Below are 26390 nucleotides of genomic sequence, written 5' to 3' on the forward strand. Positions count from 1 at the left end.
TCAGGAACCGACGAGAGGTGACCCCAAGCTGGCATCATGCGTGTCTTAGGCAAGTTCGGCTGGCGAACAGCAATGTAGGCGAGGACACGGCGCTGCAGCTGTGATGTCGGCTATTGGATCATGCCGACGACGGCAATCACGGCTGACTGGAAATGACGGACGCATCGCCCAATGACTCATTTCAGACATTTGCATCGGAGGTTGCGCGCAACAAAAGGGCAGGCTGGCAGCGAGGCTCTGGCAGGCATCGACGCCGGCATCTTTTGCGAAGAACCACGGAACGCTGTTGCGTTCCGTGGTTCGGTTCAGTCCGCGATGGATCAGACGAAGCGGAAGTCGTCTGCCGAGAGCGAGGCCATCTGCAGATTGGCCAGCGTCACCGTGTTGTCGGCATCGAGCGTCAGGACGACGTTGTTGCCGACCTGCGCGGTATGCGACATCATCTCAGTGAAGTCGGCGAACAGGCTGCTTGAGAATTGCAGCACGTCGGCCGAGGCACCGGTGGTGGCGAAGTCGGTGACGGTGTCCTTGCCGAAGCCCGCTGCGAACATGAACACGTCGGCGCCCGAGCCGCCGGACAGGATGTCGTTGCCGGCATCGCCCGCGAGGATGTCGGCACCCGAACCACCCTTGATGGTGTCGTTCCCGGCACCACCATTCAGCGTGTCGTTCTCGGAGCCGCCATCGATGTTGTCGTCGCCGTCGCCGCCAGAGACAACGTCGACACCCGAACCGCCCTTCAACGTGTCCTTGCCGACGCCACCCTCGATCATGTCATTGCCGGAGCCACCGTCGACGCCGTCGTCGCCGTCGCCGCCGCGCAACGTATCATTGCCGGCACCACCGGCGATGACGTCGTTGCCGGCCCCGCCATCGAGCATGTCGGCGCCGTTGCCGCCTGTGAGATGGTCCGCACCGGCACCGAGCACGAAGCCCTCGATGCCGCTGAAGTGGTCGGTGCCAATGCCTGCGCCGGTCGCGGTGCCGGACACCAGGTTGATCGTGACCGCACCGGTGGCATCGGACAGATCCAAGATATCCTGACCGCAGCCGCCGTCGATGGTGTCGTCACCGGCACCGCCTCGGAGTACGTCGTCGCCGAGGCCGCCGAGCAGCACGTCGTCACCCGCGCCGCCGATCAGCAGGTCGTCGCCGAGGCCGCCGTTCAGTGTGTTGGCTCCGGCCGAGCCGATCAGCGTGTCGCCAAACACCGTGCCGACGGCGTTCTCGATCCCGGCGAGATGGTCGGCGCCCGGGAGATAGCCGGGATAGTAGGCAAGCCCGGACTCGAGGTCGATCGTCAGCTCGAACAGGATGTGACTGTAGTCGATGGTGTCGACGCCGTCGCCGCCGTCGTAGCGATCCAGACCATGGCCGCCGATGAAGATATCGTCGCCGGCGCCGCCGAACACCAGATCGTTGCCGATGCCGCCGACGATCGTATCGCTGCCGTTGGTCCCGATCACCAGGTTCCAGTAGCCGTCCGAGAAGCCGAGACTCTCGATGTTGCTCAGCGTGTCGGTCCCGTCCTGTCCGACGTGATCGACGACCATGATGCTACCGCCATCGTTGAGGGTGATGGCGTATCCGTCGATCGCGCCGGAGAAGGCCGCGATGTCGGCCCCCGCGCCGCCGTCGATGGTGTCGTCGCCGGCACCACCAATGATCAGATCGTCGCCGTCGTTGCCGTAGATCTCGTCGTTGCCGGCATCGCCGTAGACAGTGTCGTTGCCCTGGTTGGCGTAGATCCGATCGTTCCCTTCGCCGCCGTGGATGGTGTCGTTACCGAACGAGGTGTAAATCTCGTCGTTCCCGGCACCGCCGTCGATTTCCATGTTGGTCGAGATCCAGTCGTTGGAGATCAAGATATCGTTGCCGTTGCCGAGCAGGATCTGGCCCTGGATATCGGAGCCGATCCAGATGTTGACGAAGTCGTCGCCGGCGCCGAGATCGACCTTGCCGACGATCTTGCCGGTGTTGCCGAGCCTGTCGTTGCCGTCGCCGAAGCTGACGTCGCCGGTGATGACGCCAGAGCTCTGGTTGATCAGCTCGTCGGCACCGGCGCCGAGCAGGACGTCGCCGGTGATGATGGCGCGGTTGACGATCAGATCGTCACCCTCGCCCATGTTCACCGCTGATCCGCCGGTGGCGGTGATCGAGCCGTCATTGCTCAGCGTGTCGCTGCCGCCGCCCATCGAGACGCCGCCGACGATCTGACCGGTGGCGCTGTTGGTGAGGCTGTCGGCATAGGTGCCGACCAGGTTGATCGCCTCGTCGCCGCGCAGATCGAACCGCTCCGCATCCTCGGGGGTGACCCCTTCCGGACCGTGGCCGTCGCCCTTGATCAGGCCGTGGTTGACGATGGTCGTCACCCCCAGCGCGTTGGCGTTGCTGGAGTTGTCGACCTGGACCGCACGGCCGTAGCCGTAGATCTCGCCGCCGGCATTGTTGACGATGCTGCCGCCGCCGATCGCGATCGCTTCGGAGACGTTCGGCTCGCCGTCGTGATAGCCGTCGGCGCCGAGGCCCGAGATCTTGCCATAGTTCACGATCTGCACCAGACCGTCGACATCGATGGCGTCGCCGTCGCTGTCGGACAGTTCGGCCGAGCGGCCCTCCATCACGCCGTGGTTGGTGATGAACGCCCTCTGCGCTTCGGTTCCGTCGGTGTCGAGATTCACCGCCGAGCCGTTGCGGCCGATCATGGTGCCGAGGTTGAGAATGGTGACGGCGTTGTCACCGGTTACGGCATGACGCGAAGCTTCCATCCAGCCGCTGGCATAGTTGTTGACCTTGCCGCCGGTGTCGCTCTGGAAGTCGATCAGGTCGCCTCCGCCCACGAAGGTCGGATCCGTCGTGATCGTCCCCCAGTTGTTGACGACACCGTTAGTGCCCGGGCGGATCACGTCGGTATCGCTGCCGTGCTGGCGGATGACGCCCCCGGCAAGGTTGTTGATCACCGCCGACGCGCCGTTGTTGTCGAAGGTGCGGAAATCGAGGACGCGGCCGCTCGCTTCGATCACGCCGGCGTTGTTGACGATGATGGTCGCGTCGGCGTGACCGGCCCGTTCCGGGGTCAGCGCGCCGCGCACGACGCCGCCGGCCTGGTTGTTGAGGGTCACCGAGCCCGTCGCCCCCGCCGTGGTGGTGAGCGCACGGGTCGAGCCCGTGATCTCGCCGGCATTGTCGATGACCGCGTTGCCACCGCCCTGCCAGACGACCGCGTTGCCGGACACCGAGAGCGCGCCGCCGGCCTCGATGGCGACATGGTCGTTGTTGTCCACGACGAGGCTCGAAGCCAGCGTCGCGCCGCCCTGGATCGTCACGGCGTCGTACGATGCCGATCCGGCCACCGACCAGGTGCCTGCGGCCACCAGCAGGTTTTCGACATCGAGCGTGGCGGTCAGTGCCGCCGTGCCGCCGCCGATCAGTTTGACCGTGTCGTTGCCGGCGCCGCCGTCGATCGAACTCGGCGCGGCGTCGTCGGTGGAGACGATGATGAGGTCGTCGCCTTCGCCGGCTTCAGCCGTGTCGCCGGCGCCAGCCAGCAGCTCGTCGTTGCCGTCGCCACCTTGCAGGGTGTCGTAGCCTTCGCCGCCGACCAGGACGTCGTCGCCCTCGCCGCCGGTCAGGGTGTCGTCACCGTCGCCGCCCGCCAGCCGGTCGTCGTCAGCGCCGCCGTCGAGCGTGTCATCGCCCGCACCGCCAAGCAGCGTGTCGTCGCCGGCGCCGCCGGACAGGGCATCATCGCCCTCGCCGCCATCGAGCTGGTCGTCGCCGCCGAGCCCGGCGAGGACGTCGTCGCCCCCGAGGCCGTTGAGGACGTCGTCACCGAGCGCGCCGGTGAGTTCGTCGTCACCGTCGTCGCCGACCAGCACCAGCGCCTCGGTTTCGAGCACCGTGTCCTGACGATAGTCGAGGTTCTGGATGCGCTCGTCGTGCGCGCGGTCGGTGTCGGCGACCTCGTAGGGCGTGTCGGAGTAGTTCGCCGCCATGTATTCGGCGAAAGCATCCTGCTCGGTGCCTTCGGCGGCGAAGTTCGCCCCCTGCCCGGCATCCGGAACCAGGTCCGGCGACAGGTTGACGACGTTGGCAAAGGCGGGATTGGCCGCGATGAAGCTCGCGAACGGATAGCCGTCGCCGCCGGTGAGCAGGAAGCTCAAGGTCACGACCCGGATCGCCATGTCGGGATCGACCACCAGTTCGCCATTGGCGACCAGCGCCAGCACCGGATTGCCGTTGTCATCGATCAGCGCTGCCGACTGCACGCGGTTGCCGGCCGGCAAATCCTTGTCGAACGAGAACGCGATGCCGCCGACCTGGGCGAACTGGCCCGGCGTCGCGGTCGCGGTGGTCGCCGCCACCGCGTGCTCGAGCGCCTCGAGCAGCTGATCCGCGGTCACCGTGACCATCGACAGCGCGTTGTTGAAGCGTAGCGAGTTGGCGATATCGAGCTGCGACACCTCGCCCGCTTCCTTGCCGACGCTGGTGTTCGCCAGCGGCGGGCTCTCCACCGCTTCGCCGCCGACCGCATAGACGTAGCCGATCGAGTCGCGGATGCCGCCACCATTCTTGATCGAAACCAGCACGGTCGGGTCGACCTTCTGGGCGTACCACAGGTTCGCATCGGCGGTGAGGTCGCCGAGGTTGGTCTCTTCGGTGCGCGCCTCGCTGCGACGGCCCTCGAGATAGACGTCCGTCTTGCCGAAAGTGTTGCCGTCCTGCTCGTCGATGATGCCACCCACCGCCTGGGCGATGTCGTTGACCAGATCGCCGCGGCCGCCGTCGGCAAACGGATCGGCGTCGTCGGCATCTACGTCGCCGTCATTGTCGACATCGACCGTGGTGTTGCCGTCATACAGCGAGGTGACCACTTCTTCCGTGCTGGCGTAGGCGCCATTGACCGCCGTGTTGGCGGTGTAAATCACGTTGCCGTCAGCATCGAAATCGACCACCAGTCGTCCGACATAGGAGTATTCGCCGGAGGTGTTGACGATCAGCGTGGTCTTGCCGTCGGCGTTCGCGGTGACGATCGGATAGGTGTCGGCAGCGGTGTCGCCGGGACGGAGCGCGTCGGTCTGGTCCGCCAGCAGCGTGTGCGAGCCGCCGGCGATGATGACGTCGACGCCGTGCAGCAGGGGCGCCAGCGCCTTTTCAAGCGCGAGCTGCTGCAGATGGCTGACCAGGATGATCTTGTTGATGCCCTGGGCCAGCAGACCGTCGATGGTGGGCTGCAGGATTGCCGCCAGCGCCGCCATGTCATCGACATTGTCGCCGATCACCTCGACGCCGCCGGTCGAGGAGATGCTCTGCACGATCTGGGTGGTCGCGCCGATCACGCCGATCTTTTCGCCGTTCTCCTCGATGACCGCGGCCGGCGCGATCTTCTTGCCGATACCGGCCGTCGGCGGGAAGCCGGTGTAGGCGTCGGTATCCTGGATCGTGCCGGTGTAGACGGAGGCGAGATTGGCATCGGCCGAGAAGTCCAGATTGGCCGCGAGGTACGGGAACTGCGCGCCGGGATAGCCGGCGGTCTGCTTGATGATGTCGGCGAACGCCTTGGTCCCGGCGTCGAATTCGTGATTGCCGATCGCCGAGGCCTGCACGCCGATGATGTTCAGCATCGCCATGTCGGCGGTGCCGAAGCCGGGCGAGATGTTCAGCGTCCCGGCAGCGAGGCCGTAATAGGTCTCCAGCGCGGTTTCGTAGACCTCCTTCAGCGAGCCGTCGCTGCCGGCACTGAAGAACGGGCTGGGAATGAAATTGTCACCCGACGACAGCGTGATCGAGTTCTCGTAGGTCTCCTCGAGATAGTCGACGATCGCCGCGAAGTTGCCGGCGCGATCGACTGCGTTCAAGCCCGCCTCGAAGTCCGATGCATGCAGGATCTGCAGCGTGTAAGCCGGGGTCGGCTCCTGCTCCCCGAGATTGAGGCCTACGATCACCGGATCGTGGTCGGACACCCGGATCGCGGAGTCGTCGTCGAAGATCGAGGTGTCGCGGCCGTAGTCGGTGTTGTAGTCGAGCGCGTCGGCCTCGTCGGCGTTGATGTGCCAGGTGGTCACGCCGGACACCTGCGCGCCGAGGCTGGCATTGGCGAAGGCGTAGTCGAGCGTGCCGGTCTGGCCGTCGAACACATAGGAATAGGCGCCGTCCTCGCGGTCCTGCAGATTCTCATAGCCCGCGCTCTCGATGAGCGCGGTCGACTGCTCCTTGGCGTAGCCGTTGAAGTCGCCGAGCAGCATCACGTCCGGATCGCCCGAGCCGGTCGGATCGCTCGCCGCCCACGCGGTCAGCGCGGTGGCGGCCAGCTCGCGCTGGTTCTGCCAGTTACCCTGGCCGTCACCCTGATCGGAATCGGCGCCGGAGCCGGTACCGCTCTTGGACTTGAGATGGTTGGCGATCGCCGTGAAGGTTTCGCCGGTCGCAAGCTCCTCGAAGGTCACAGCGATCGCGTTGCGGCTGGTGTTCTCGCCGTCGAACACCGCCCCGACCGTGCTCTGCCCGAGCAGGCCGCCGAGGCCGAGGCCGGGCAGGTCGGCGTCGTTGAGGATCTCGACGGTCGTACCGCCGGCAATCTTCGCCGCGGTCGTGTCGTAGATGAAGCCGACCGCGATGGCGTCACCGCCAACGAACTGCTGGCCGGGATCGACCCAGGCATAGGTACCGGCCCCAGCCACGGCATTGAGCTGTTCGACCAGATACTTGATCGCGTTGCCGGACGATGCAGCGGAGAAGTCGTTCTCCAGCTCGGTCAGCGCCAGCACGTCGATGTCCATATCGAGGATGGTCGCGACCAGCTTTTCGGTCTGACGCGCGAACTCCGCGGCGTTGTCGGCGCCGCGCGGCGCTTCGCCGATCGCGGTGGTGCCGCCATTGTCAAGCGTCGTGAAGTAGTTCAGCACTTTGAAGCTCGCCACCTTCAGGCGGCCGCCGACGTCTTCCGGCGCATCGGTGCGCGGATTGTCGCCGGCTCCGAAGGTGTTGGCGCCATCCTCGACAGAGCGGATCCGCCAGGTCGCCCCCGAGGCGGAGTTGCCGGCCCATTGATAGTCGAGCACGCCGGTCAGGCCGGTGACGGTGTCACCCATCCGGACTGCGTCGGCGGTACCGTAGTTCGGCGTGGTGGACGTGTCGTCGTTCGGATCGAAGCCGTCGAGGTTGTTGATCGCGGCGTTCTGGACGTTCAGGCCATCGTCATACGTGATGGTGCGGGCACCGAGCTCGACCAGATACGCCTGGTAGGCGGCGGCGTCGGGCGCGTTCTCCTGCGTGAACTGTTCGGGCCGTTCGCCCGCCGCCAGCTTGATCTCGTTGAACCGGTCGAGATTGTACTGTTCGGTGACGGTCAGGGTCTGCGGAATCGTGACCAGCATGCCTTCATAGGCTTCGAGGTCGGGCTGGTAGTCGCCGTCCTGGCTCAGCGTGGTGCCCATCGACGGCAGGTCGATCTGCACCGCCATCGTGTCGACGTCGGCCACCGCGCCGGCCTGGACGACCGAAATGTTGCTGGCGGTGAGCTCGGTCAGACCGAAATATTCGCTGATCGAGCCGGTGACGCGGACCCGGTCGCCGATCTGGACGTCGGTGGCGCCGCCGTAGACGAATATCGCCTCGGAGGTCAGCACGTTGCCGTCGGAATCGGTGGTCTCCTCCTGGAGGTAGAAGCCGTTGAGATTGCGGCCGGCGTCGGCATCGCCGTTCTGGAAGTCGCCGACCACGATGGCTTCGACGGTCACAGTCTGGCCGACCATGGCGCTGCTGGCACCGCTGCCCTGAATCGCGCTGATCTTGGTAATGCCGACGTCGTCGTTGACGATGGCGCCGGTCGCCGTCGCGGCGCTGCCGATCGTGGTGGTCACGTCCGCCGAATTCGAAACGTCCTGCAACGTCAGCGTGAAGTTCTCGTTCGCCTCATTGTCGGTGTCGCCGGCGACGGTGACGGTCACGACCGCAGAGCTCTCTCCCGCCGCGATGCTGCCGCTGAAGCTGACCGGCTTGCCGCCGACATAGTCGGCCGCATCGGTCTGCGCCGAAGCCATCGTTCCCGAGAACGCGACGTCGCCCGTGGTGCCGCCGGTGCGCTCGACCGTGAACTGATAGACAGTCGGACCGCTGTTACCTTCGTCATGCGACACCGTGAGCGAATCCGGCGCAAAGGCGACGTGCTGAGCTTCGATCGACGATCCGGACGAACTGGTGACGCGGATGTCGTCGATGCCGACCCACTCGTCATTGCCGACGGCGTTGGTGGTGAGAATGCGGACCTGGATGTCGTTGCGGCCGTCGACGTCGGCAGGCAGCAGCAGATCGAACGGCGTCACCTGGGTCGCGGCACCGCCGGTGGTGACGTCGGCGGCGTAACCGCTCGGAACGTTGGTCCACGCCCCGCTCGACCCGAGCCGGTACTGCACGTTGATCTGCTGCGCGGCGTCGTCCGTGCTGGCGTCGAGGTCGCGTGCGTTGAAGCTCAGCCGGACATCTTTGCGGCCGGTGGCGTCGAGATGGATCACGAGGCTGGGAGCATCCGCACTGTTCGAGCCGTTCAGCGCCACCGTCGGGTTGGCGATCTGGAATTCGGCCACACCGCCGTTGGTGATGGCGGTGTTGGTCTGGTTGGCGACGACGTCGACATCTCCCGACGACGATCCGGTCGCCGTACGCGCGTCCACCCCGGTGGCCGAAACGACATCGTTGCCGAGATAGCCGACGATCGATGCGACCCCCGACCAGTCATCGTTGGTCGTGATAAGGCCGGTATTGGACCAATCCTGCAGGAAATCGCCATTCGCCAGGACATGAGGGGTCGTCGACATGTATCGCCACTCCAGCGCTCGAGAGAAGACGTCGCGGATCGCCGCCTCACGGCATGCGTAAGGGCGCGGTCCAGACGGCCGATGGTTAACGGATCGTTAATGCGCGTTGATAGAACGCCGACGACAACAGATCGGTGACTGCTTCTTAACGGGCCGGTGAAGTCGCGACACGAAAAGTCGGGCGAAGACCGAGCGAACCAACGAACTCGTCTTGCGACGTGCGACGCGCTCGACCTCTCGGCCGGCAGCAATCGCCAATGAGTTATCGAGCCAAAGCTCGATCAGCTCGCCGCGAGGAGCGACCACGCCAGGTTTCGAGTGCCGGCCTGCGCGGCCGAACTTTCGAACCAAAGCGGCGTTTCGTCGCAGGGTGTCGCGGCCTCGCTGCCATGGGCCCGCGGTTACGCACACCGCGCTTTGTCATGTGCCTGACGTTGAACCTCGCTAACGAACGCCGACCGTCCGACCGTGACGGTCCGACGTCGTTTTGAATTGAGTAACATGACCGCAACAACGTCCTCCGCGTCGACTCCCACTTCCGGCGATCTCGCGTCGGTCGCGATCGCCTCCTGCAGAACGGCCTTTCTGACGGTGGGACTGTTCTCGGCGGTGCTCAATCTGCTGATGCTCACCGGCTCGATCTACATGCTGCAGGTATATGACCGGGTCATTCCATCGCACAGCATTCCGACCTTGATCGCGCTGTCGATCGCGGTGGCGGCGGCGTATGCGATGCAGGGGCTGTTCGATCTGTTGCGTCAGCGCATTCTGACCCGAATCGGATCAGCGCTGCACGCGGCGCTGTGGCAACCGGTCGTCTGCAACATCCTGCGCGGGCCGCTGCGCGGCGGCGGCGCAAATCGCGGCCTGCAATTGTCCCATGATCTGGACTCGGTCCGATCGTTCCTGTCCGGGCTCGGCCCGACGACCTTGTTCGACTTGCCGTGGATGCCGCTGTATCTCGCCGGCTGCTTTCTCCTGCATCCTTATCTCGGCTGGACGCTGGTCGTGGGCGCGGTGCTGCTGTTCGGGATCGCGCTGCTCACCGAGGTGCTGACGCGGGCACCGACCCGGGACGCGTCGCGTGCCGGCGCAATCCGCGGCGTTCAGCTTGAAGCCGGTCGGCGCAACGCCGAAATCGTAGCCGCGCTGGGGATGGAGCAGCGGTTGATCGACCGGATCGGCGCCGCCAACGACGATCTCGTCGCCGCCCAGCAGCGCAACGCCGATATCGCCGGATCGCTCGGCGCGTTGTCGAAGGCGCTGCGCTTCATGCTGCAATCGGCGCTGCTCGGCCTCGGCGCCTATCTCGTGATCGAAGGGCTGGCCAGCGGCGGCGTGATGATCGCCGCGTCGATCATGGGCAGCCGCGCGCTCGCGCCGGTGGAACTGGCGATCTCCATCTGGCGTCCGTTCCTCGGCGCGCGACAGGCGGGCCAACGGCTCCGCGCCGCTCTCCGCAACGGCGACGCCCCGAACCCCGACGTCGCGCCCGAACGCGCCGCCCATCGGCTCACGGTCGAGCAGGTAACGATCGCCGCCCCCGGCGGCACCGCCGCGATCGTGCACAACGCCTCGTTCACACTTGAAGCCGGCCAGGCGGTCGGAATCATTGGCCCCTCAGCCGCCGGAAAATCGACGCTGGCGCGGGCGCTGGTCGGGATCTGGCCGATCGCACGCGGCGAGATCCGCCTTGATGGCGCCACCCTCGACCAGTGGCCGGCAGAAATTCGTGGCGGCATGATCGGCTATCTGCCGCAGGACGTCGAATTGTTCGACGGAACGGTAGCGGAAAACATCGCACGTTTCGATCCGGAGATCGACGAGACGACGGTGATCGCCGCGGCGAAGGCGGCAGGCGCCTACGAGATGATCCTGAAGCTGCCGAAGGGGTTCGAGATGCGGATCGGCGAAGCCGGCACCACCCTGTCGGGCGGCCAGCGGCAACGGATCGCGTTGGCGCGCGCGCTCTACAAGGATCCGTTCATGGTGGTGCTCGACGAGCCGAACGCCAGCCTGGACGCCGAAGGGGACGCCGCGCTGACCGACGCCATCCGGCGTGTCCGGGCTCGCGGCGGCATTGCCGTCATCATTGCGCATCGGCCGGCGGCGCTCGCCGCGGTCGACCTCGTGCTGACGCTGGCGACCGGCCAGGTGCAGGCGTTCGGCCCGAAGGACGAAGTGCTGCGCAAATCGCTTGCCGCTCATCCGGCGCCGGGCGGCGCGGCGCTGCAGGCGGTGCCCGATGCGCGCTCGGTTCCGGCCGCAGCCGCCAGTTGAGGACATCCATATGACCGCACTCCGCACGCCCGAAACTCGTCGCAGCGATCCGTTTCGCGATATCCGGCGCGCCACCGGATTAGGAATCGGCACGCTGGCGATCGTGGTGTCCACCGCCGGCGTTTGGGCGATGACCGCGCCGCTCGCCAGCGCCGTGATCGCGCCGGCGCAGGTGGTGGTCGACAGCAACGTCCGCCGGGTTCAGCACCCGACCGGCGGCGTGGTCGCCGAAATCTACGTCAACGACGGCGATCAGGTTCGGGCCGGCGACATGCTGGTCCGCCTCGACGAGACGCTGTCGCGCGCCAACCTTGCGCTGATCGAAAATCAGCTCAACCAGCTTGGGGTGCGTCGCGCCCGGCTGCAGTCCGAACAGAACGGCCGCGACGCGGTGGCGCTGCCCGGCGAGATCGCCGCACGCAGCGCCATTGGCGCGATCGCGGAGATGATCGAGGGCGAGACGACGCTGTTCGCCCGGCGGCGCGAGGCGATCAGCGGCCAGCAATCGCAGCTGCGCGAACGCAAGGCGCAGATCGCGGACGAGATCCGCGGCCTGGACGCGCAGATCGCGTCGAAGCGCGAACAGATCCGCTGGATCGACACCGAGTTGGAGGGCGTCCGCCAGCTGTACGAAAAGCGCCTGGTGCCCTATGCGCGCCTCACTGCGCTCGAGCGCGAGGCCTCCCGCCTGACCGGCGAGGAAGGCCAGCTGATCGCCGAGATCGCACGCGCCAAGGGCCGGATCACCGAAACCGAACTGCAGATCATCCAGCTGGTTCAGGACCAGCGCCGCGAGGTCGCGACCGAACTGCGCGAGGTCGAGACCAAGCTTGCCGATCTCGGCGAACGCCGCATCGCCGCGCTGGACCAGCTCGATCGCGTGGTATTGCGCGCGCCGCAAGACGGTCTGATCCACCAGAAGTCGGTCTTCACCGTCGGTGGCGTGATCACCGCGGGCGAACAGCTGATGCTGATCGTGCCGAAGGATTCGCTTGTGGTCGAGGCCCGGGTCGATCCACAAATGATCGACCGGATCAAGGTCGGGCAATCCGCCAAGCTCCGCTTCAGTGCGTTCGACGCCGCCGTGACCCCCGAGCTCGACGGCACGCTGACGCGGATCGCCGCCGACCTAACCAAAGACCCGCAGTCCGGCGTGGCTTACTACGTCGCCCGCATCAGCCTCGACGCGAGCGAACTCGCCAAGCTCGACGGCAAGGCTTTGGTGCCCGGCATGCCGGTTGAAGCGTTCATCCAGAACGGCGTGCGGACGGCGATCGCCTACCTGCGCAAGCCGCTGGAAGATCAGCTCGCCCGTGCGCTGCGGCAGAAGTAGTCGAAGTCCCTATCGCCATCGTTGTTCAGCATGCGGCCATATTGCCGCCGGCACGATATTCCGACTTTCGAAGCCGTTTGATCTTTCGGATCCTCGCCAATCGAGCAGGCGTGGTGTGCTGATGTTGCCTGAGTCTGCCTCTGGTCCATCGGCGAAGCTGCGGCTCGCCCCCTTGAGGTCTGCCTCGCAGGGTCTAGCGACTGGAATTGCTCGCGTTGAGCTTTTCTTAAAGTGCACTCGACAGACCTTCCGATACCTGTCTGATCCAGCAAACGGTTCGCCGTTACCGGTCTGTCCAGATGCAGCCCAAGATTTTGGGAGCCACCCAGCTGTTCTGGAGTTGGCGCGCCATGTGAAGCGGTTCATATTACGATCCCCGTTGGTTCGATTACTCTGATTGCGGAAGTCGCGGTGCAAATCTCTTTGCTTGCTTAAAGGAGATTGCAGTGACGAAGACAATTCTGACGACCGCCATCAGGGCGGTCATCGTACTGTTGGCATGGTCCTTCGCGGCGCAGGCGCATGATCAGAGCCGCCCCGAACTCAACAGCTGGTTCGAGAGCCTAAAAAGCGGCAGGGGTCCGTGCTGCTCCGGCGCCGACGGCACGGCGCTATCCGACGCCGACTGGGAGGTGAAGGATGGCCACTACCGCGTGCGCATCAAGAGCCAATGGTGGGACGTACCGGACGAGGCCGTGATCAAGGAGCCGAATCGCGCCGGTCCCACGATGGTCTGGCCCTTCTACGATTGGACGCTCGGCGAGGCGCGGATCGAGATCCGTTGTTTCATCCCGGGAGCCATGATGTGACCGACATGACGTTTCAAACGAGGCCTGTCCTGCACTTGATCGTCGTTGCCGGCCGAAGCTGTTCCGGCGGAACGATACTGAAGGAATTTTCTGGTCGTCGATAAGCGCGCACCTTGCACAAGGGAGGCTGCTATGGGCGTAATTTTTCATCAGGAAGTTGATTGCCGCGTACGACATGATCGTTCGACGAGCGGGCACCGTAGCCTCCGTCTTGCTTACGCGATGCTCTGCGCGGTGTGCATATTCCAGCTCGCGAGTGAAGCTCGGGCGCAATGCGCCGCACGAGATGTCCTGCAGAACCATTTGACACTCAAGAAAGCTCCTTCGGCCGGCGTGCCGCAGGTGCCGGTCAGATCCGCTGCCGACGTCCCAACCTGGAAAACGATTGCGCTGGGAACTTTTGTAGATTCGTTCGCTCCCCGTAACGCGCTGGACAAGAAAGGCTGTGGTGTCGGAGGGCTGGCTGCTGAAATTCTCGCTCGACCGGCCTTTGTCGTCGGTTCTACGAAAACAGACGTCGAGCTCGTCGCTGTATCCGCGGTCGAGATCGGCTTCAGCGCCGAAGTTGTCAATCTGGCTGCGATCTATGCGCGTGCCCAGCTATTCGGTTTTGAACTTGCGGCTGCAGAGGTCGGTCCACAACTGAGGCTTCAGTATCTAGACCAGCCCATGGGTGAATTTCTCATCATCGGAATGGAGCCGATCAAGACATGGAGCGGCGAGCCAGTCATTCTGAATGTAGCCAATGGCGGGGCCGGACTTATCCTCATTGGTCAGGATGGCCGACCTGACGCAGAAATTGCGGCAATCTCCCGCATCGTATTCGTACGATCCAACAGATCCGTGCCCGCTGACGAGCTTGCGAAGGCGGCAGCACTCCCGCCGACGCCCTGAACACGATAGGCCGGCAGCGCAGGATGCCCTTCAAGCCGACCGCGGTGTGCGACCGGCGGCATATTTCCGCACTTCGGCCGAGCCCTCAGCGATCGAACTCCATGTCCGCTGGCAGTCGGCATTCAAGGCAGGATTCGTTTTGGTTTTCCAGGTTGACCCTGGCGGTTATCGGGCCGATTCAGAGCGTCAGTCGCTGGTGCACACACCGGCTGATGACCGCTCAGCCGTAGTACCTCTCGAGCAGGCTTCTTTCGACCTTGCAAATGTAGGTGTATTTCGGATTGACCATCTGGGTGCACCGGGCTTCCGCGACCTGACCGAGCAGCATGTATCCCTCCGCAGCCGGAATGTTCCAGTCGTCCTCCATCCAATAGACCATTTCCTCGAACGCGATGCGCATCGCGTCCTCCAGCGGGCGCGCGCATCCCAGCGTGCAGATGTGGGTGGCCGTTTCGATGCGCGGATGGTTCAATCGGGCGGGCGCCTTCGCGAGGGAGACCTTGACCGTGAGATTGGCGGCGATCTCGATCGCGCCCATACCGTTGCATTCGCCGTCGCCTTGGATGGCGTGGCAATCGCCCAGGAAGAGATGCGCACCTTCCTTGTTCACGCGGAAGAAGATGCTGTTGCCCGTGGTGATCTCCTGGACGTCCAGGTTGCCGCCATGCGGGCCGTTGTCGACGGTGAGAATCGCCCCGTGCACCGGCGCGACGCCGGCCACGCCGATCATCGGTTTGACCGGAAGGCGGAGATGCTCATTCCAGTGAACGTGGCCTTCCCTGACTTCGACGACGCGTGTCTGGATGCCGAACTCCTTGCGCCTGACCCAATCCGGGAACATGCCGATGCCCGGCCAGAGCGCGGTAAAGCCGAGCTTGTCGAGCTGCATGTCCACGACATCGAGGCGCAACATGTCGCCTGGCTTTGCTCCGCGCACCTCGATCGGACCGGTGGCGCCGTTCACGAAGGGCATCGTCACGTCAGCCTCGGTCAATTGCTGTCCGAGATGGCGGATGGTGCCGTCATTGGCGTTGATGGCGCATTCGACCACGAACGTTTCGCCGGCTTCCACGCTCGCGATGAACTTGTCGTCGCCGGATAGCGCGTATTTGATGTTGCCGGCCTTGCTGATGCGCTTGGACATGGTCTCTCCGTGAACCTTTCCGGATGTGATGATGGCTTGAAGTCAGGCCTGGCGCCGCCACGGGATCAGCAGCCGTTCGAGCTTACCGACGAGGTACGTCAGGGCGAGAGCGAGGACAATCGTCACGACGAGCGCCGCGAAGACCTTGGGAATGATGTAAAGCGACCCGGCCTTGAAGATTGCGTGTCCCAACCCTTCCGACGAGGACATGAACTCGCCGACGATAGCGCCGATCAGCGCGAAGCCGACCGTGAGCTTCAGTCCCGCGAAGATGTCGGTGAGCGATGCCGGGACCACGAGCTTCCGGAAGATCTGAAACTTCGAAGCGCCAAGTGTTCGCATGAGATTGATCTGGTCGGCATCGACGCCGATCGCGCCCTTGTAAGACGTCACCAGCGCGACGATCACCACCGACAGGGTCGACATCGCGACCTTCGAGATCAGTCCGGTGCCGAACCAGATGATCACGATGGGAGCGAGCGCGATGATGGGGATCGATCCGAGCGCGACGACGAAGGGCTGGACGACGCGGGAGACGAATCGCGAATACCAGAGCGAGAGGCCGATCAAGGTGCCGACCAGATTGCCCATGAAGAACCCGAGCAATGTTTCCATGCCCGTGATTGCCGCATCGCGCCACAGGCTCCCGTCCTTCGCCATCTGCGCCAGAAAGCCGGCGATCGCCGACGGAGATCCGAACATGAAGGCTGCAGGGCTGCCCTTCGGCGTTGCGTGCTCCCAAAAGGCGAGGAGAGCGGCCAGGACGAGCACTTGCGTCGCCAGCACCGCGATGCTGCTGCGCAGTCTCTTCCAGCTTCGGCCCAACGGCGCGGAAACGCTTCCCATTGGCTTCGACGCATCAGCCATGCTGGTCTCGATACCTGTCGTCATTGGATCGCGACGTCGAGATCGGCCCAGATGCGCCGAACATACTGGCTGAAGTCCGGTCGCTCCCGGAGCGAGATCACGTCGGATCGGCTGACGCCGAAGTCGATGTGGTAGGTCGCCTTCACCCGCGTCGGCCGCCGCGTCAGCACGACGACACGATCCGCCAGCGAAACCGCTTCCTCGATATCATGGGTGATGAGCAGCATCGAGCGGCCGCCCTTGCGCACCAGGTCCACCATGTCGTTTTCGATCAAGAGCTTGGTCTGGAAGTCGAGTGCGGCGAATGGCTCATCGAGCAGCAGCACGTCCGGGTCGTTGACGAGGGTCCGGGCCAGCGCCACGCGCTGCCGCATGCCGCCAGACAGCGTCGAGGGGTAATGATCTGCGAACCCGTGCAGCCCAAGCTGATCGAGCATGGCCCGGCTGCGGTCTTCCGCTTCCGCGGCAGCCACGCCGCGAATCTCCAGGCCGAGCATGGTGTTGCCGAGCGCAGTCCGCCACGGCAGCAGCAAGTCCTTTTGCAGCATGTAACCGACGTTCTGCGGCTGACCGGAAACTTCCCGGCCGTGCCAACGGATGCGGCCGGCATCCGGTGCCATCAGACCGCACAACGTATTGAGCAGCGTGGTCTTGCCGCAGCCGGAAGGTCCGACAATGCTGACGATCTCTCCCTTGCGCAGGGTGAGGCTGAGGTCGGCGATGACGGGCACGATCCGACCGTCAAGGTCGTAGCCTTTGGCGACGTGCTCGACGACCAGCGGGAGGGCAGCGCGGTCGGCGGCCTCGCCCTCGCCATGCCTCGTGTCCTTGGCAGCCTCAACAATCATTTCAGGCCGGCAATCGCCTTTTCGGCAAAGGAATTGTCGATGATCTGCTCGAACGGGATCGATCCCTTGGCGTTGCCGAGGTAGATCTGCATGTCCATCAGGTTCTTCCACTGGTCCGGCTTGGTGACGACGGACTGCGCCGGAATGAGGTATTTGAGCTCGGCATCGATCGCCTTGTCGACGACGTCACCGGGTAGATCGGGGAATTCCTTCCGTGCGACCTCTTTGGCAAAGGCGGGGTCGGCGTAGGTCTTGCGCGACGCTTCCTCGAAGGAGGTTACGAGCGCCTGCACCATCTCGGGATCCTTCTGGATGGTCGAGGGCAGCACCATGATTCCGGTGTTGCAGAACGGTCCGACATAGTTGGAAAAGTCGAACACGACCTTCGCACCTTGCGCCTCGGCAGCGGCGACGCTCGGCTGATACGCGACCGCCATGTCAGCCTGTCCCGCCAGCATCGCCGCGATCTCGGTGCCGGGATTGACCGGGACGATCGTCGCGTCTGCGCCCAGTTTCAGGCCGGCTTTTTCAAGCATCCGCTTCGTGACGCTGAAATTGGTGTTGGGCTCGGGCGAGGTGACGATCTTGAGTCCCTTGAACTCCTTCGGATCGGTGATCGGCTTGAGCGTCTTGGAGACGCCGAAGTAGTGCGCGCGCTGCACGACCGTCCCCACGACGACGCCGGGGCCGCCGTTCTCGCGCGAGATTTGCGCCATCGTCGCATCGCCGATCGCGAAATCTGCGGACCCACCGAGCACGGCCGCGAAGGTCTGGGTGTCGCCGCCAGCGGCGCTCACCTTCATGTCGAGGCCGTTCTTCTTGAAGATGCCGGCATGCATGCCGACGTAGAGATTGATGTAACCCAGATTGTGCACGGCCTCGCTGAAGCGAATGGTCTTGAGCGCGGCCGCGGAGGCGACGCGGGATCCGAACAGCGGTGTGGCGCCGACACCGGCAGCGAGCACGGAGGCAGCAAGGAAATGGCGGCGGCTGAGCACACGACCACTCGGCGTGGCCGGAGGACGAGCATTTTCGGTCATGGCACGAATTTCTCCAGAACTGCTGACAGGCAGCCCCAAAGACTAGGTGTCGACCTCCGCTCATCAAGCCGAAATAAGCGACGCATTTTGCGCGCGATTTAAACCGCCGTTGGAATATGTCGCGCGATTGACACAGAGCGGAAGCGGCTGACCTGGCAATGCTGTTTTATTGCCCGTTGCGCAATCGCGCTGCCGAAATAGACATCCGACTGTCGTCGATTTCGTCATTTTTGACATTATCGCTGCACAAAGATTTTGCAGAGGCGGCACGGGAACTCGCCAAGCACCGCTTCGCCTGCAAGCGTCGCTGAGCCGCGGTGTCGTGCGCGTTACGGATTGACACGTACCGAGGAGAAGCGGCCGGTCAGCGCGCCGCCGCACTTCTCGGCCGCAATCCGGCTGGCGCGGGTGCCGTCTCGCGGACCGACTGCGGTCACGCCCTGTCTCTTCTCGGTGTCCGTGTTGCGCAGCAATTCGAAGAGATTGCTCACGAGCCCGCGCAAGCGCAGGTTCTCCGATTTCAACTCGTTCATCTGTTGAACCGCGTGGACGTCGAGCCCGCCGAGGCTGCGGCGCCAGCGGTAGAACGTACGCTCGGTAATGCCGGCGGCCTTGCATATTTCTGCAATCGGCACTCCGGAACTCGCCTCGGCGAGGAGATGAATGATCTCATTCTCGGTAAACCGGGATCGCCTCATCGATCTCTCCATCGGCCCGCCATTTGCACGGCGCTTAACCGCCGTGCGCGGCGCTGGGCCTGAGGTCGAGTATAGCCGAAGGATCGCCGCCGCCTAGAACATCCAAGCACGATTTTGCCGGACGCACCGTTGGCGATCCGGCGCCGACTTTGAACAAAAGAGTGCCCTGAAACGCTACGCCTGGAGTTGTCCAATGCAGCGCCGCCACGAAATACCCAGCACGCCCGAGAACATGGTTTGGGGGTATCTGGACTGCAACACACCACCTGTGCTGGAAATCAACTCCGGCGATAGCGTGACGCTGCATAGCTTCCCGGCGGGAGGGAAGGAGACGCTTCCAGACGACCTCTCGCTGGTTCCGGAAGACTATCGGCTTGCCCTCGAGACGATGCAGCCCGGGCCCGGGCCTCACTTCATTACCGGACCTGTCTACGTACGGGGCGCCAATGTCGGCGACACGCTCCAGGTCGACATCCTCAGCGTGAAGGTTCGCCAGGACTGGGGTTTCGTGTCGATCCTGCCGCTGCTTGGAACGCTACCGGACGAGTTCACCGACTACGAGACGATCCACCCGGTGATCGACCGCAAGCGCGAGGTCTGCATCATGCCATGGGGCACGGAAATGCCGCTCGACCCGTTCTTCGGCATCATTGCGACGGCGCCGCCACCGAGCTGGGGCCGCTGCGGGTCGCCCGTTCCGCGCGCGTTCGGCGGCAACATGGACAACAAGGAGCTACGAGCCGGCACGACGTTGTATCTCCCGGTGTTCAACGAGGGCGCGTTGTTCTTCGCCGGCGACGGCCACGGCGTGCAGGGCGACGGCGAAGTCTGCATTACCGCGCTCGAGACCGGCGTCACCGGAACCTTCCGTCTGACGGTACGCAAGGACATGGATATCAAATGGCCTTTCGCGGAAAGCGCCACGCATCTCATGTCGATCGGCCTCGATGAGGATCTCGACGACGCCGCCAAACAAGCTGTTCGGGAAATGGTCAAGCATGTCTGCGCCCGGACCATCCGCACGCGCAACGAGGCCTACATGTTGTGTTCGCTCGCCGGCAATCTGCGTGTCACGCAGCTCGTCGACGGCAACAAGGGCATCCACATGTTGCTGCCGAAGGCGCTTCTTTAGCGGGCCCGCACGAAGACGTCACAATCTCCTTCTCGCGTACGAGCCTCACCGGTCCGCCGGCGCGGCACGGTCAGCGGTTGACATCAAGGCCATCATGTAACATACAAAGTTACATGAAACGCGACTCCCGACTGTCCGGCGTGCTCCACGTCCTGCTGCACATGGCGCAGCAGCCTGGGCCGTTCACCTCCGAGACCCTGGCGAAGGCGATGGACACCAACCCGGTGGTGATCCGGCGCATCATGGCGGGGCTGCGCGAGCTCGGTTACGTCCGCTCCGAGAAGGGGCATGGCGGCGGCTGGACGCTTGCTTGCGACCTCTCGAAGGTGACGCTGCGCGATGTCTACGCCGCGCTCGGAAGCCCATCGCTTCTGGCCATGGGCAACCGGACCGAGGCGCCGGGCTGCCTCGTCGAGCAGGCGGTCAACGCCGCGCTCGATCAGGCCTTTCACGATGCGGAGGCGCTGCTGCTGTCGCGCCTCGGCGAGGTGACACTGGCGATGCTCGGCGCGGACCTGCGCAAGCGGCTAGGGTCGCGAAAGATCCACGACATGAGCGCGCATCGCGCGTGAATGGCTCCATTCGCAGGACAACATTCATGACCGACATTCAAGCCGCATTCTCCGATCCGCAGTTCGTGGCGAGATACACGGAGGGACCGCGGCGCTTCGTCCCGGGCTATGATGCCATGCAGACCATGGCGGCGATCCTGCTGGCCGAACGCGCCCCCGGCGATGCGCGGGTGCTCGTCCTCGGCGCCGGCGGCGGCCTGGAGCTGAAGGCCTTTGCGCAAGCGCACCCCGCCTGGAGCTTCGACGGCGTCGATCCCTCGGAGGCGATGCTCGCGCTCGCCAGCCAGACGCTGGGGTCGCTCGCCTCGCGCGCACACCTTCATCAGGGCTATATCGACGATGCCCCGGCAGGACCGTTCGATGGCGCCACCTGCCTGTTGACCCTGCACTTCGTCGACGTCGCGGAACGGCGTCGCATCGCCGCCGAAGTCCGCCGCCGCCTCAAGCCGCGCGCGCCCTTCGTAGTCGCCCATCTGAGCGCTCCTGACGGCGAGGAGGAACGCCCGCGCTGGCTGTCGCGGTACTCCGCCTTCCTGGCGGCATCCGGCGTCGAGCCGGAGCAGGCGGTGGCCGCACGGGATGCCGTCACCAACCATCTCCAGATTCTCGCGCCCGCGCAGGACGAAGCGGTTTTGCGCGAGGCCGGATTCTCGGATCCAACCCTGTTCTACACCGGCTTCGCCTTCCGCGGCTGGGTGGCCTACGCCTGAAGTGCCACGGCCTGTTCCACACCGCCACCTGTGCGAGTCGGCACGGGGCACGCGCGCACCAAAGCGCGATCCGATAAGGATGAATCGTCAGCGTGCGTCAGGTCATGTTTGAGCACGATCTTCGGAAAACCGCGGCACAGTTTTCCGGATCATGTAAGCCCCGGGGAGGCCAATCGCGAACTCACGGTGCCACCATCTAGCGCTGGACGACCGCAGCCAGTTTCTTCACCGGTGGCGGCTTCCACGTGCCGTTGACGATCGAGGGGCTCTTCTCATTCGGCCAGTACAAGCGCATCATCAGCTGGAATTTGCCGGATGGAGCCGGGAGCCAGTTGGATTCCTTGTCTGCGCCCGGCGAGTCCTTCTGGATATAGATGTCGATGGAGCCGTCCGGGTTCGATTTCAGATTCTGCCGGGCGCTGATCGAATAGCGGTTGATCGGGTTGGCCACGAAGAAGTAGCTGCTGTCATACATCGTGAGCGACCAGAAGCCACGCGCAGGCGGCAATTGCCCGTTTGCAAAACGCAGAACGTATTTGGCGGCGCCGTCATAGGCTTTGCCTTCGCCATCTTTCTGCGAGCTGGGATAGACGGCATCCTGCGGCCGGTTCGCGCCGAGACCGACGGCCGTCACGAAGGCCCGCATGAAATAGTCGGTCCCGTAGATCCCGGTTTTGGTCGTGTAACCCCACCCGTTGATATCCTTTATCTCCTTGTTGACCTTGAACTGAAGCATGATGCGATCGAAGGCGATTTGCGGAACACGTTTGGCAAAGTCCGCATTGCGCAATCTGCTCGGATCGAACTCCTGTCCGGCGACGAGGCCAATCCGTGCAAGCCTGGCGAGCGCAGGGGCATCCGCCGCGGCCGGTGGGTTCGCCTTCATGAGCCGCGCCAGGAGTGTGAAGTAGGCGATGGTATCCAGGCCATTCACTTGATCGCGCACGGCGGTCTTCATGTCGATGGATCGATCGACCTCGCCGGCCGGCGGCGTATAGGGCTTGCCGTAGCTGCTTAATGGGACCAGCTTGCACTGATCCTGCACAGCATGGACCGCAGCATAGTCTTCCGGCGTTCCCGTGCAGTAGATTCGTCCGAGTATCCACACGAGGCTGGTCGGCGACTTGTACTCCTTGACGCCCGAGGGGAGCGCACCCTTCCAGCCCGGCCCGGTGATCGCGTAGGTCTGCGCACCGGTCCCCGTGGTTCGCTTTCCGGGCGCCTGAAATACGTCGGTCCAGCCGTCCAGCATGGGAAACAGGAAATAGCGGTCCTTCATGTCGGGGATGCTGAGGACCCACGGCTCCTTCTCGACGTCGATGAATGCCGTCGTGTAGAGCGTGTCCGCATTGGGCGCAGTCACGTCGCGGAACGAAGCGTCGGGATATCGGCGTAACTTGATGAACTGGCCCATCGGCGCGTGATTGCCCACCGGAGTCGCGACATTCGTAATGATTCTTCGCGTATATTCCATGGTCACCAACGGATAGCCGTAGATGTAGGCATCCTGGGCGACGGCAAAATCTTCCACTCCGTCACCGAAATCGCGCAAGATGTCGCCGAACTCTGCGCGGGCCAATGTGCCGAATGATGCCCCTGCAAAGAGACTGAGACCGCCAATGGTCGCCTGTCGACGGGATATCCGCATGGCCTTCCCTCCTCTGCGCACAACCTTCACGCTAGGGACCACAAAGCGCGCGTTGCTTGATCTAGATCAAGCCCCCGGCGATGCCGCTCGCAGGACGGAGAACGCCTCAGATGGTGAGGAGAAGAGGCCTGAGGCGTCGCGCCTCCGTCACCGATCAACCGGCACGCCGGGGCCGAGATGATACCGACTGGAGAAGAACACCAACGGCGTGGTGTCGCGATAGTCGCAGCTCGAGACTTCGGCGATGATCAACGTGTGGTCGCTGACATCGACGGTCCGCGTCACTTCGCAGGCGAACCAGGCCATGCAGCCGGATAGGCGCGGCAGGCCGTCGACCATCTCGCAATGCGGCGCCGCGCCGGTGTTCGGCTGGCTCGCAAAATGCCGCGACAGATCCCGGCCATGATCCGGCAGGACATTGACGCAGTAACGTCCCGTCGCCGAGATCGCCCGAAGCATACGGCCGGGCATGACGGAGACCAGCACGGTCGGCGGCGACAGGCTGACGGTCACGAAGCTGTTCGCGGTCATGCCGCAGACGCGGCCGTGCTCGTCCAATGCGGTCAGCACCGCGACCCCGGTTGCAAAGCGCGACGCGGCTTCGCGAAACGACGCCGGGTTGGCGCGCGGCATCTCAGTCTCCGCTCGCATCGATCCTCACGCAATCGCCCTGACCGGCTCGGCCGGCGCGGACATGCGCTCGATCCAGGCGTGGATGCGCTGCGGCGTGGAAATGCGGTCCCACTGCCGGTCCGGATAGTTGAAATTCTCGGTGAACTCGTTCGCCAGCGCCGGATTCTGGCTCATCGCGCCGATCAGCATGCCCAGCGCTTCGCTCGGCGGCTGCAGCATCACATTGGTCCAGCGCGAGGCCGCCAGCACGCGGTCCTGCCGCTTCAGATCGATCTTCTCGCACAGGCGCGCATCGAGCGCGTCGGCGTTGACGATCTCCTCGCCGAGGACGAAGGCCGCATAGGAGGCGACATTGGCACCCTGGCCCATCATGGGATCGACGATGGCATGCACGTCGCCGAGCGCGATCGCGCATTTGCCGTCGTCGAATTCGACCACCGTGTTGCGCACCGTGGGGACCACGCCGCCCTGCAGCAGATCCTGCGGCTGCGCGAGATCGAAGCGGGCGGTATCGATGCGATCGTAGGTCGTCGGGTGATGCTTCTCCAGCTTGCCCAGCAGCACCTTCAGGAAGTGCCTCGGGTTGTCGTCATAGCTGAGCGTGGCCAGTTCCTCCATGTCGCCGCCGGGGACGTTCTCCATCAGCAGCGCATTGGCGATGCCGCCGAAGGTGACGGTGGGGATCACGATCATCTCGCCATGGCCGGGCGACACCGAGAGCGTGACGTTCATGGGTTCGGGCTGCCGCACGCCGGTGTAGAGCCCGACGCACAATCGCCGCTGCGGCTGCGAATAGGGCGTGTGCTCCGGACGGTAGGTGAAGAGCTGGCCCAGCGGCCCCTTGCCGGTCGAGACCACCAGCAGGTCGAAGCGCGCGACCAGCGGACGGATGTCGCGCTCCTCGATGCGGCGGTACTCGATGCTGCCGCCGCGCGTCGTGAAGTCCTGCATCAGGGCAGGAAGATAGATCCGGTAATCGACGGCGCGGCTCGCTTTCGAGAAATCGCCGCGAAAGCGCAGCGGCTGCGGAAAATTGAAGACGTGGTCGTGGTAGTAATAATGGTCCTTGGGATCGGTCCAGTGATTGACGCCGAGACAGTCCTCGCGCGCGATCGTCACATGGTGATGCGCGACGGTGTTAACGAGCCGGCTCTCGCGATAGTCTTCCGGCGTCCGGTCGGTGATGACAGTGGCGTCCACGCCGTGCTTTTGCAGGTAGAGCGCGAGATGCAGGCCGGCGATTCCGGCGCCGACAATTCCGACATGGCGTGCCACGTGACTCCCTCCCTGGTTGCTTGTTTTGAGGAAGCCTAGCGGCCCGAGCTGTTGCGCACTACGGAATATATGGGATATGATTTATTCCAGATCGGAATGAATTATGGACCGGATCGATTGCCTTCGCGCTTTCGTTCGCACCCTCGAAGGCGGCAGCTTCTCGGCGGCGGCCAAGGAGCTCGGCATCGGCCAGCCCGCGATCAGCAAGCGCATCGCGATGCTGGAGAGCGAGTTCGGCACGCAGCTGTTCTCTCGCACGACGCGCACGCTGAAACCGACGGCCGAGGCGCACCGCATCTACGATCTCGCGCGCCAGATCCTCGACAATTTCGAGATGGCGCGGTCGAGCGTCGAGCAGGCGGCGCCCCGCCCGACAGGCACGCTGCGGATCGGCGTGCCCTCGTCGTTCGGACGGCGCTACATGATGCCCGTCATCGCCGAGTATGTGCATCATTATCCTGACGTTCGGGTCGACATCCGCTTCAGCGAGCGGTTCGTCAATCTCGTCGAAGAAGGCATTGAGCTCGCCCTGCGCATCGGAAACCTGGAGCCGAGCACGCTGGTCGCCCGCCGGCTCGGCACCGTGCAGCGCTATCTGGTTGCGACGCCGACCTATCTGCACGGCCGCCCGATGCCGCGGACGCCCGACGATCTCGGCTCGCACCAGTGCATCGTCTATTCCAGGATGTCGCCGGCACATCAATGGGCCTTCGAATCCGAGCATGGCCGTCACGTCGTGTCCATCAACGGACCCATTCACGTCGACGATGCCGATGCGATGCAGGAGGCGACGATGCAGCATCTCGGCATCGCCATCCTGCCCGACTGGAATGCGGCAGAGGGCCTTCGCAGCGGTGAGCTCGAACATGTGCTGCCGGACTACACCATCGCCGCGCTGCCCCTGCATGCGGTCTATCCGGAGACGCAGTGGATGTCGCTGCGCGCGCGCAGCTTCCTGGACCTTCTGGTCGCGCGCGCCGATCATTTTTCAAGTGTCTCGGCGCATAACCCTAAGCCGGTGCGAGCAGTTGACGCCGCTCCTGCCTATGTGCGGGAGCATCACCCACGTTAACCCTGTCGGCAAATGATTCGTCTTGGGGTCGGCAGCCGTCGACAAGCTGCCTCATTGGCGCGGAGAATTTTCAGCGGCACGAACCTCTGTCAGAGGCGCATTATGCTGAGAATGGCGTTGTTGGGCCTCCTCATCCTGTTGAGTGCAGGGGTGCTGTCGGCAATGGAGCTGACAGCGCCACCGCGTCGCGCAGCCGCGATCGTGCAGCCGCCTGCCGAGCAAGACGCGGGCATTTCTGCTGCACACTATGCCTTGGCGAAGGCTGATCGCCTCGACCTTGCCGCGGTGAGCAGCGCGATGCCGGCACAGACTGCTCCGGTCGAAGACCGCGTTGCTCCGCCGGAAGTGCCCCATGTCGGCTCGCCCCACCCGGAGCGGGTCGTCCGTCATCGCCACACTCCGAAGAAGATCGTGACCGCGGAACGTCCCAAGCCCAAGCCGAAGCCGAAGCCAATTGCAGTCAAGCGAACTGCCGACGCCCAGCGCTCGGGGCCGGTAAACGATTCCGCGTTCTGTCGCCTCAAAGCGTTTGGCGGCTTGCGCAAGGCGTTGAACTTGACCGGCTGCGACATCTGAGGACGTTTCTCCGCAGGGCAGAGCGACATCGAACGATCCGAGG

The 26390-nt window shown here is 64.3% G+C and carries 18 protein-coding genes; 9 read left to right on the forward strand and 9 right to left on the reverse strand.

The features are described from left to right. Nucleotides 1–320 precede the first annotated feature (320 nt). On the reverse strand, nucleotides 321–8816 hold the full coding sequence (locus EHH60_RS22405) for an ExeM/NucH family extracellular endonuclease (RefSeq protein WP_124161609.1): 8496 nt from the start codon (nucleotides 8814–8816) through the stop codon (nucleotides 321–323). Between the two features lie 501 nt (nucleotides 8817–9317). Between EHH60_RS22405 and EHH60_RS22410 the strand changes: the two genes are divergently transcribed. The 4 genes from EHH60_RS22410 (at nucleotide 9318) to EHH60_RS22425 (ending at nucleotide 14132) form a co-directional block, all read left to right on the forward strand. After that, on the forward strand, nucleotides 9318–11096 hold the full coding sequence (locus EHH60_RS22410) for a type I secretion system permease/ATPase (RefSeq protein ID WP_124161610.1): 1779 nt from the start codon (nucleotides 9318–9320) through the stop codon (nucleotides 11094–11096). A gap of 10 nt (nucleotides 11097–11106) precedes the next feature. After that, nucleotides 11107–12429, forward strand: coding sequence for an HlyD family type I secretion periplasmic adaptor subunit (locus tag EHH60_RS22415; RefSeq protein WP_124161730.1), 1323 nt, complete (start codon nucleotides 11107–11109; stop codon nucleotides 12427–12429). Between the two features lie 446 nt (nucleotides 12430–12875). Beyond that, nucleotides 12876–13238, forward strand: coding sequence for a hypothetical protein (locus EHH60_RS22420; protein ID WP_124161611.1), 363 nt, complete (start codon nucleotides 12876–12878; stop codon nucleotides 13236–13238). Nucleotides 13239–13370: 132 nt separating this feature from the next. After that, entirely contained in the window at nucleotides 13371–14132 is a 762-nt protein-coding gene (locus tag EHH60_RS22425; protein WP_124161612.1) for a hypothetical protein, read from the forward strand. 220 nt (nucleotides 14133–14352) lie between these two features. Here the strand turns inward: EHH60_RS22425 and EHH60_RS22430 are convergent, their stop codons facing one another. The 5 genes from EHH60_RS22430 to EHH60_RS22450 form a co-directional block, all read right to left on the reverse strand. Further along, nucleotides 14353–15276, reverse strand: coding sequence for an acetamidase/formamidase family protein (locus EHH60_RS22430; RefSeq protein ID WP_124161613.1), 924 nt, complete (start codon nucleotides 15274–15276; stop codon nucleotides 14353–14355). 42 nt (nucleotides 15277–15318) lie between these two features. Then, nucleotides 15319–16143 (reverse strand): ABC transporter permease, encoded by an 825-nt coding sequence (locus EHH60_RS22435; RefSeq protein WP_502697418.1) that lies wholly within the window; start codon nucleotides 16141–16143, stop codon nucleotides 15319–15321. Nucleotides 16144–16163: 20 nt separating this feature from the next. Beyond that, nucleotides 16164–16991 (reverse strand): ABC transporter ATP-binding protein, encoded by an 828-nt coding sequence (locus tag EHH60_RS22440; RefSeq protein ID WP_124161615.1) that lies wholly within the window; start codon nucleotides 16989–16991, stop codon nucleotides 16164–16166. After that, on the reverse strand, nucleotides 16988–18031 hold the full coding sequence (locus EHH60_RS22445; RefSeq protein WP_124161616.1) for an ABC transporter substrate-binding protein: 1044 nt from the start codon (nucleotides 18029–18031) through the stop codon (nucleotides 16988–16990). Before EHH60_RS22445 ends, EHH60_RS22440 begins: the two co-directional genes overlap by 4 nt. Nucleotides 18032–18360: 329 nt before the next feature. After that, nucleotides 18361–18729, reverse strand: coding sequence for a transposase (locus EHH60_RS22450; RefSeq protein WP_158626756.1), 369 nt, complete (start codon nucleotides 18727–18729; stop codon nucleotides 18361–18363). 193 nt (nucleotides 18730–18922) lie between these two features. On the opposite strand from EHH60_RS22450, the gene EHH60_RS22455 reads away from it, so the two are divergent. From EHH60_RS22455 to EHH60_RS22465, 3 genes are all read left to right on the forward strand, one after another. After that, the gene (locus EHH60_RS22455) at nucleotides 18923–19861 is read left to right on the forward strand and encodes an acetamidase/formamidase family protein (protein ID WP_124161618.1); all 939 of its coding nucleotides are present in this window, start codon (nucleotides 18923–18925) and stop codon (nucleotides 19859–19861) included. A gap of 113 nt (nucleotides 19862–19974) precedes the next feature. Beyond that, nucleotides 19975–20433: an Rrf2 family transcriptional regulator gene (locus EHH60_RS22460; RefSeq protein WP_124161619.1), complete on the forward strand. Its 459-nt coding sequence runs from the start codon at nucleotides 19975–19977 to the stop codon at nucleotides 20431–20433. 26 nt (nucleotides 20434–20459) lie between these two features. Beyond that, nucleotides 20460–21143: a class I SAM-dependent methyltransferase gene (locus EHH60_RS22465; protein WP_245454562.1), complete on the forward strand. Its 684-nt coding sequence runs from the start codon at nucleotides 20460–20462 to the stop codon at nucleotides 21141–21143. 196 nt (nucleotides 21144–21339) lie between these two features. Here the strand turns inward: EHH60_RS22465 and EHH60_RS22470 are convergent, their stop codons facing one another. The 3 genes from EHH60_RS22470 to styA form a co-directional block, all read right to left on the reverse strand. Then, nucleotides 21340–22791 (reverse strand): DUF1254 domain-containing protein, encoded by a 1452-nt coding sequence (locus EHH60_RS22470; RefSeq protein ID WP_124161621.1) that lies wholly within the window; start codon nucleotides 22789–22791, stop codon nucleotides 21340–21342. Between the two features lie 147 nt (nucleotides 22792–22938). After that, nucleotides 22939–23424 (reverse strand): styrene monooxygenase NADH-dependent flavin reductase subunit StyB, encoded by a 486-nt coding sequence (gene styB, locus EHH60_RS22475; RefSeq protein ID WP_124161622.1) that lies wholly within the window; start codon nucleotides 23422–23424, stop codon nucleotides 22939–22941. Nucleotides 23425–23448: 24 nt separating this feature from the next. After that, nucleotides 23449–24699: a styrene monooxygenase subunit StyA gene (gene styA / locus EHH60_RS22480; protein ID WP_124161623.1), complete on the reverse strand. Its 1251-nt coding sequence runs from the start codon at nucleotides 24697–24699 to the stop codon at nucleotides 23449–23451. 103 nt (nucleotides 24700–24802) lie between these two features. On the opposite strand from styA, the gene EHH60_RS22485 reads away from it, so the two are divergent. After that, nucleotides 24803–25771: a LysR family transcriptional regulator gene (locus EHH60_RS22485; protein WP_124161624.1), complete on the forward strand. Its 969-nt coding sequence runs from the start codon at nucleotides 24803–24805 to the stop codon at nucleotides 25769–25771. A 102-nt stretch (nucleotides 25772–25873) separates the two neighbouring features. Continuing rightward, complete coding sequence (locus tag EHH60_RS22490; RefSeq protein WP_124161625.1) at nucleotides 25874–26347, forward strand: hypothetical protein; 474 nt, start codon at nucleotides 25874–25876, stop codon at nucleotides 26345–26347. The last annotated feature ends 43 nt before the right edge of the window (nucleotides 26348–26390 follow it).

Source organism: Bradyrhizobium sp. RP6 (genome assembly GCF_003837805.1).
GTDB lineage: Bacteria > Pseudomonadota > Alphaproteobacteria > Rhizobiales > Xanthobacteraceae > Bradyrhizobium.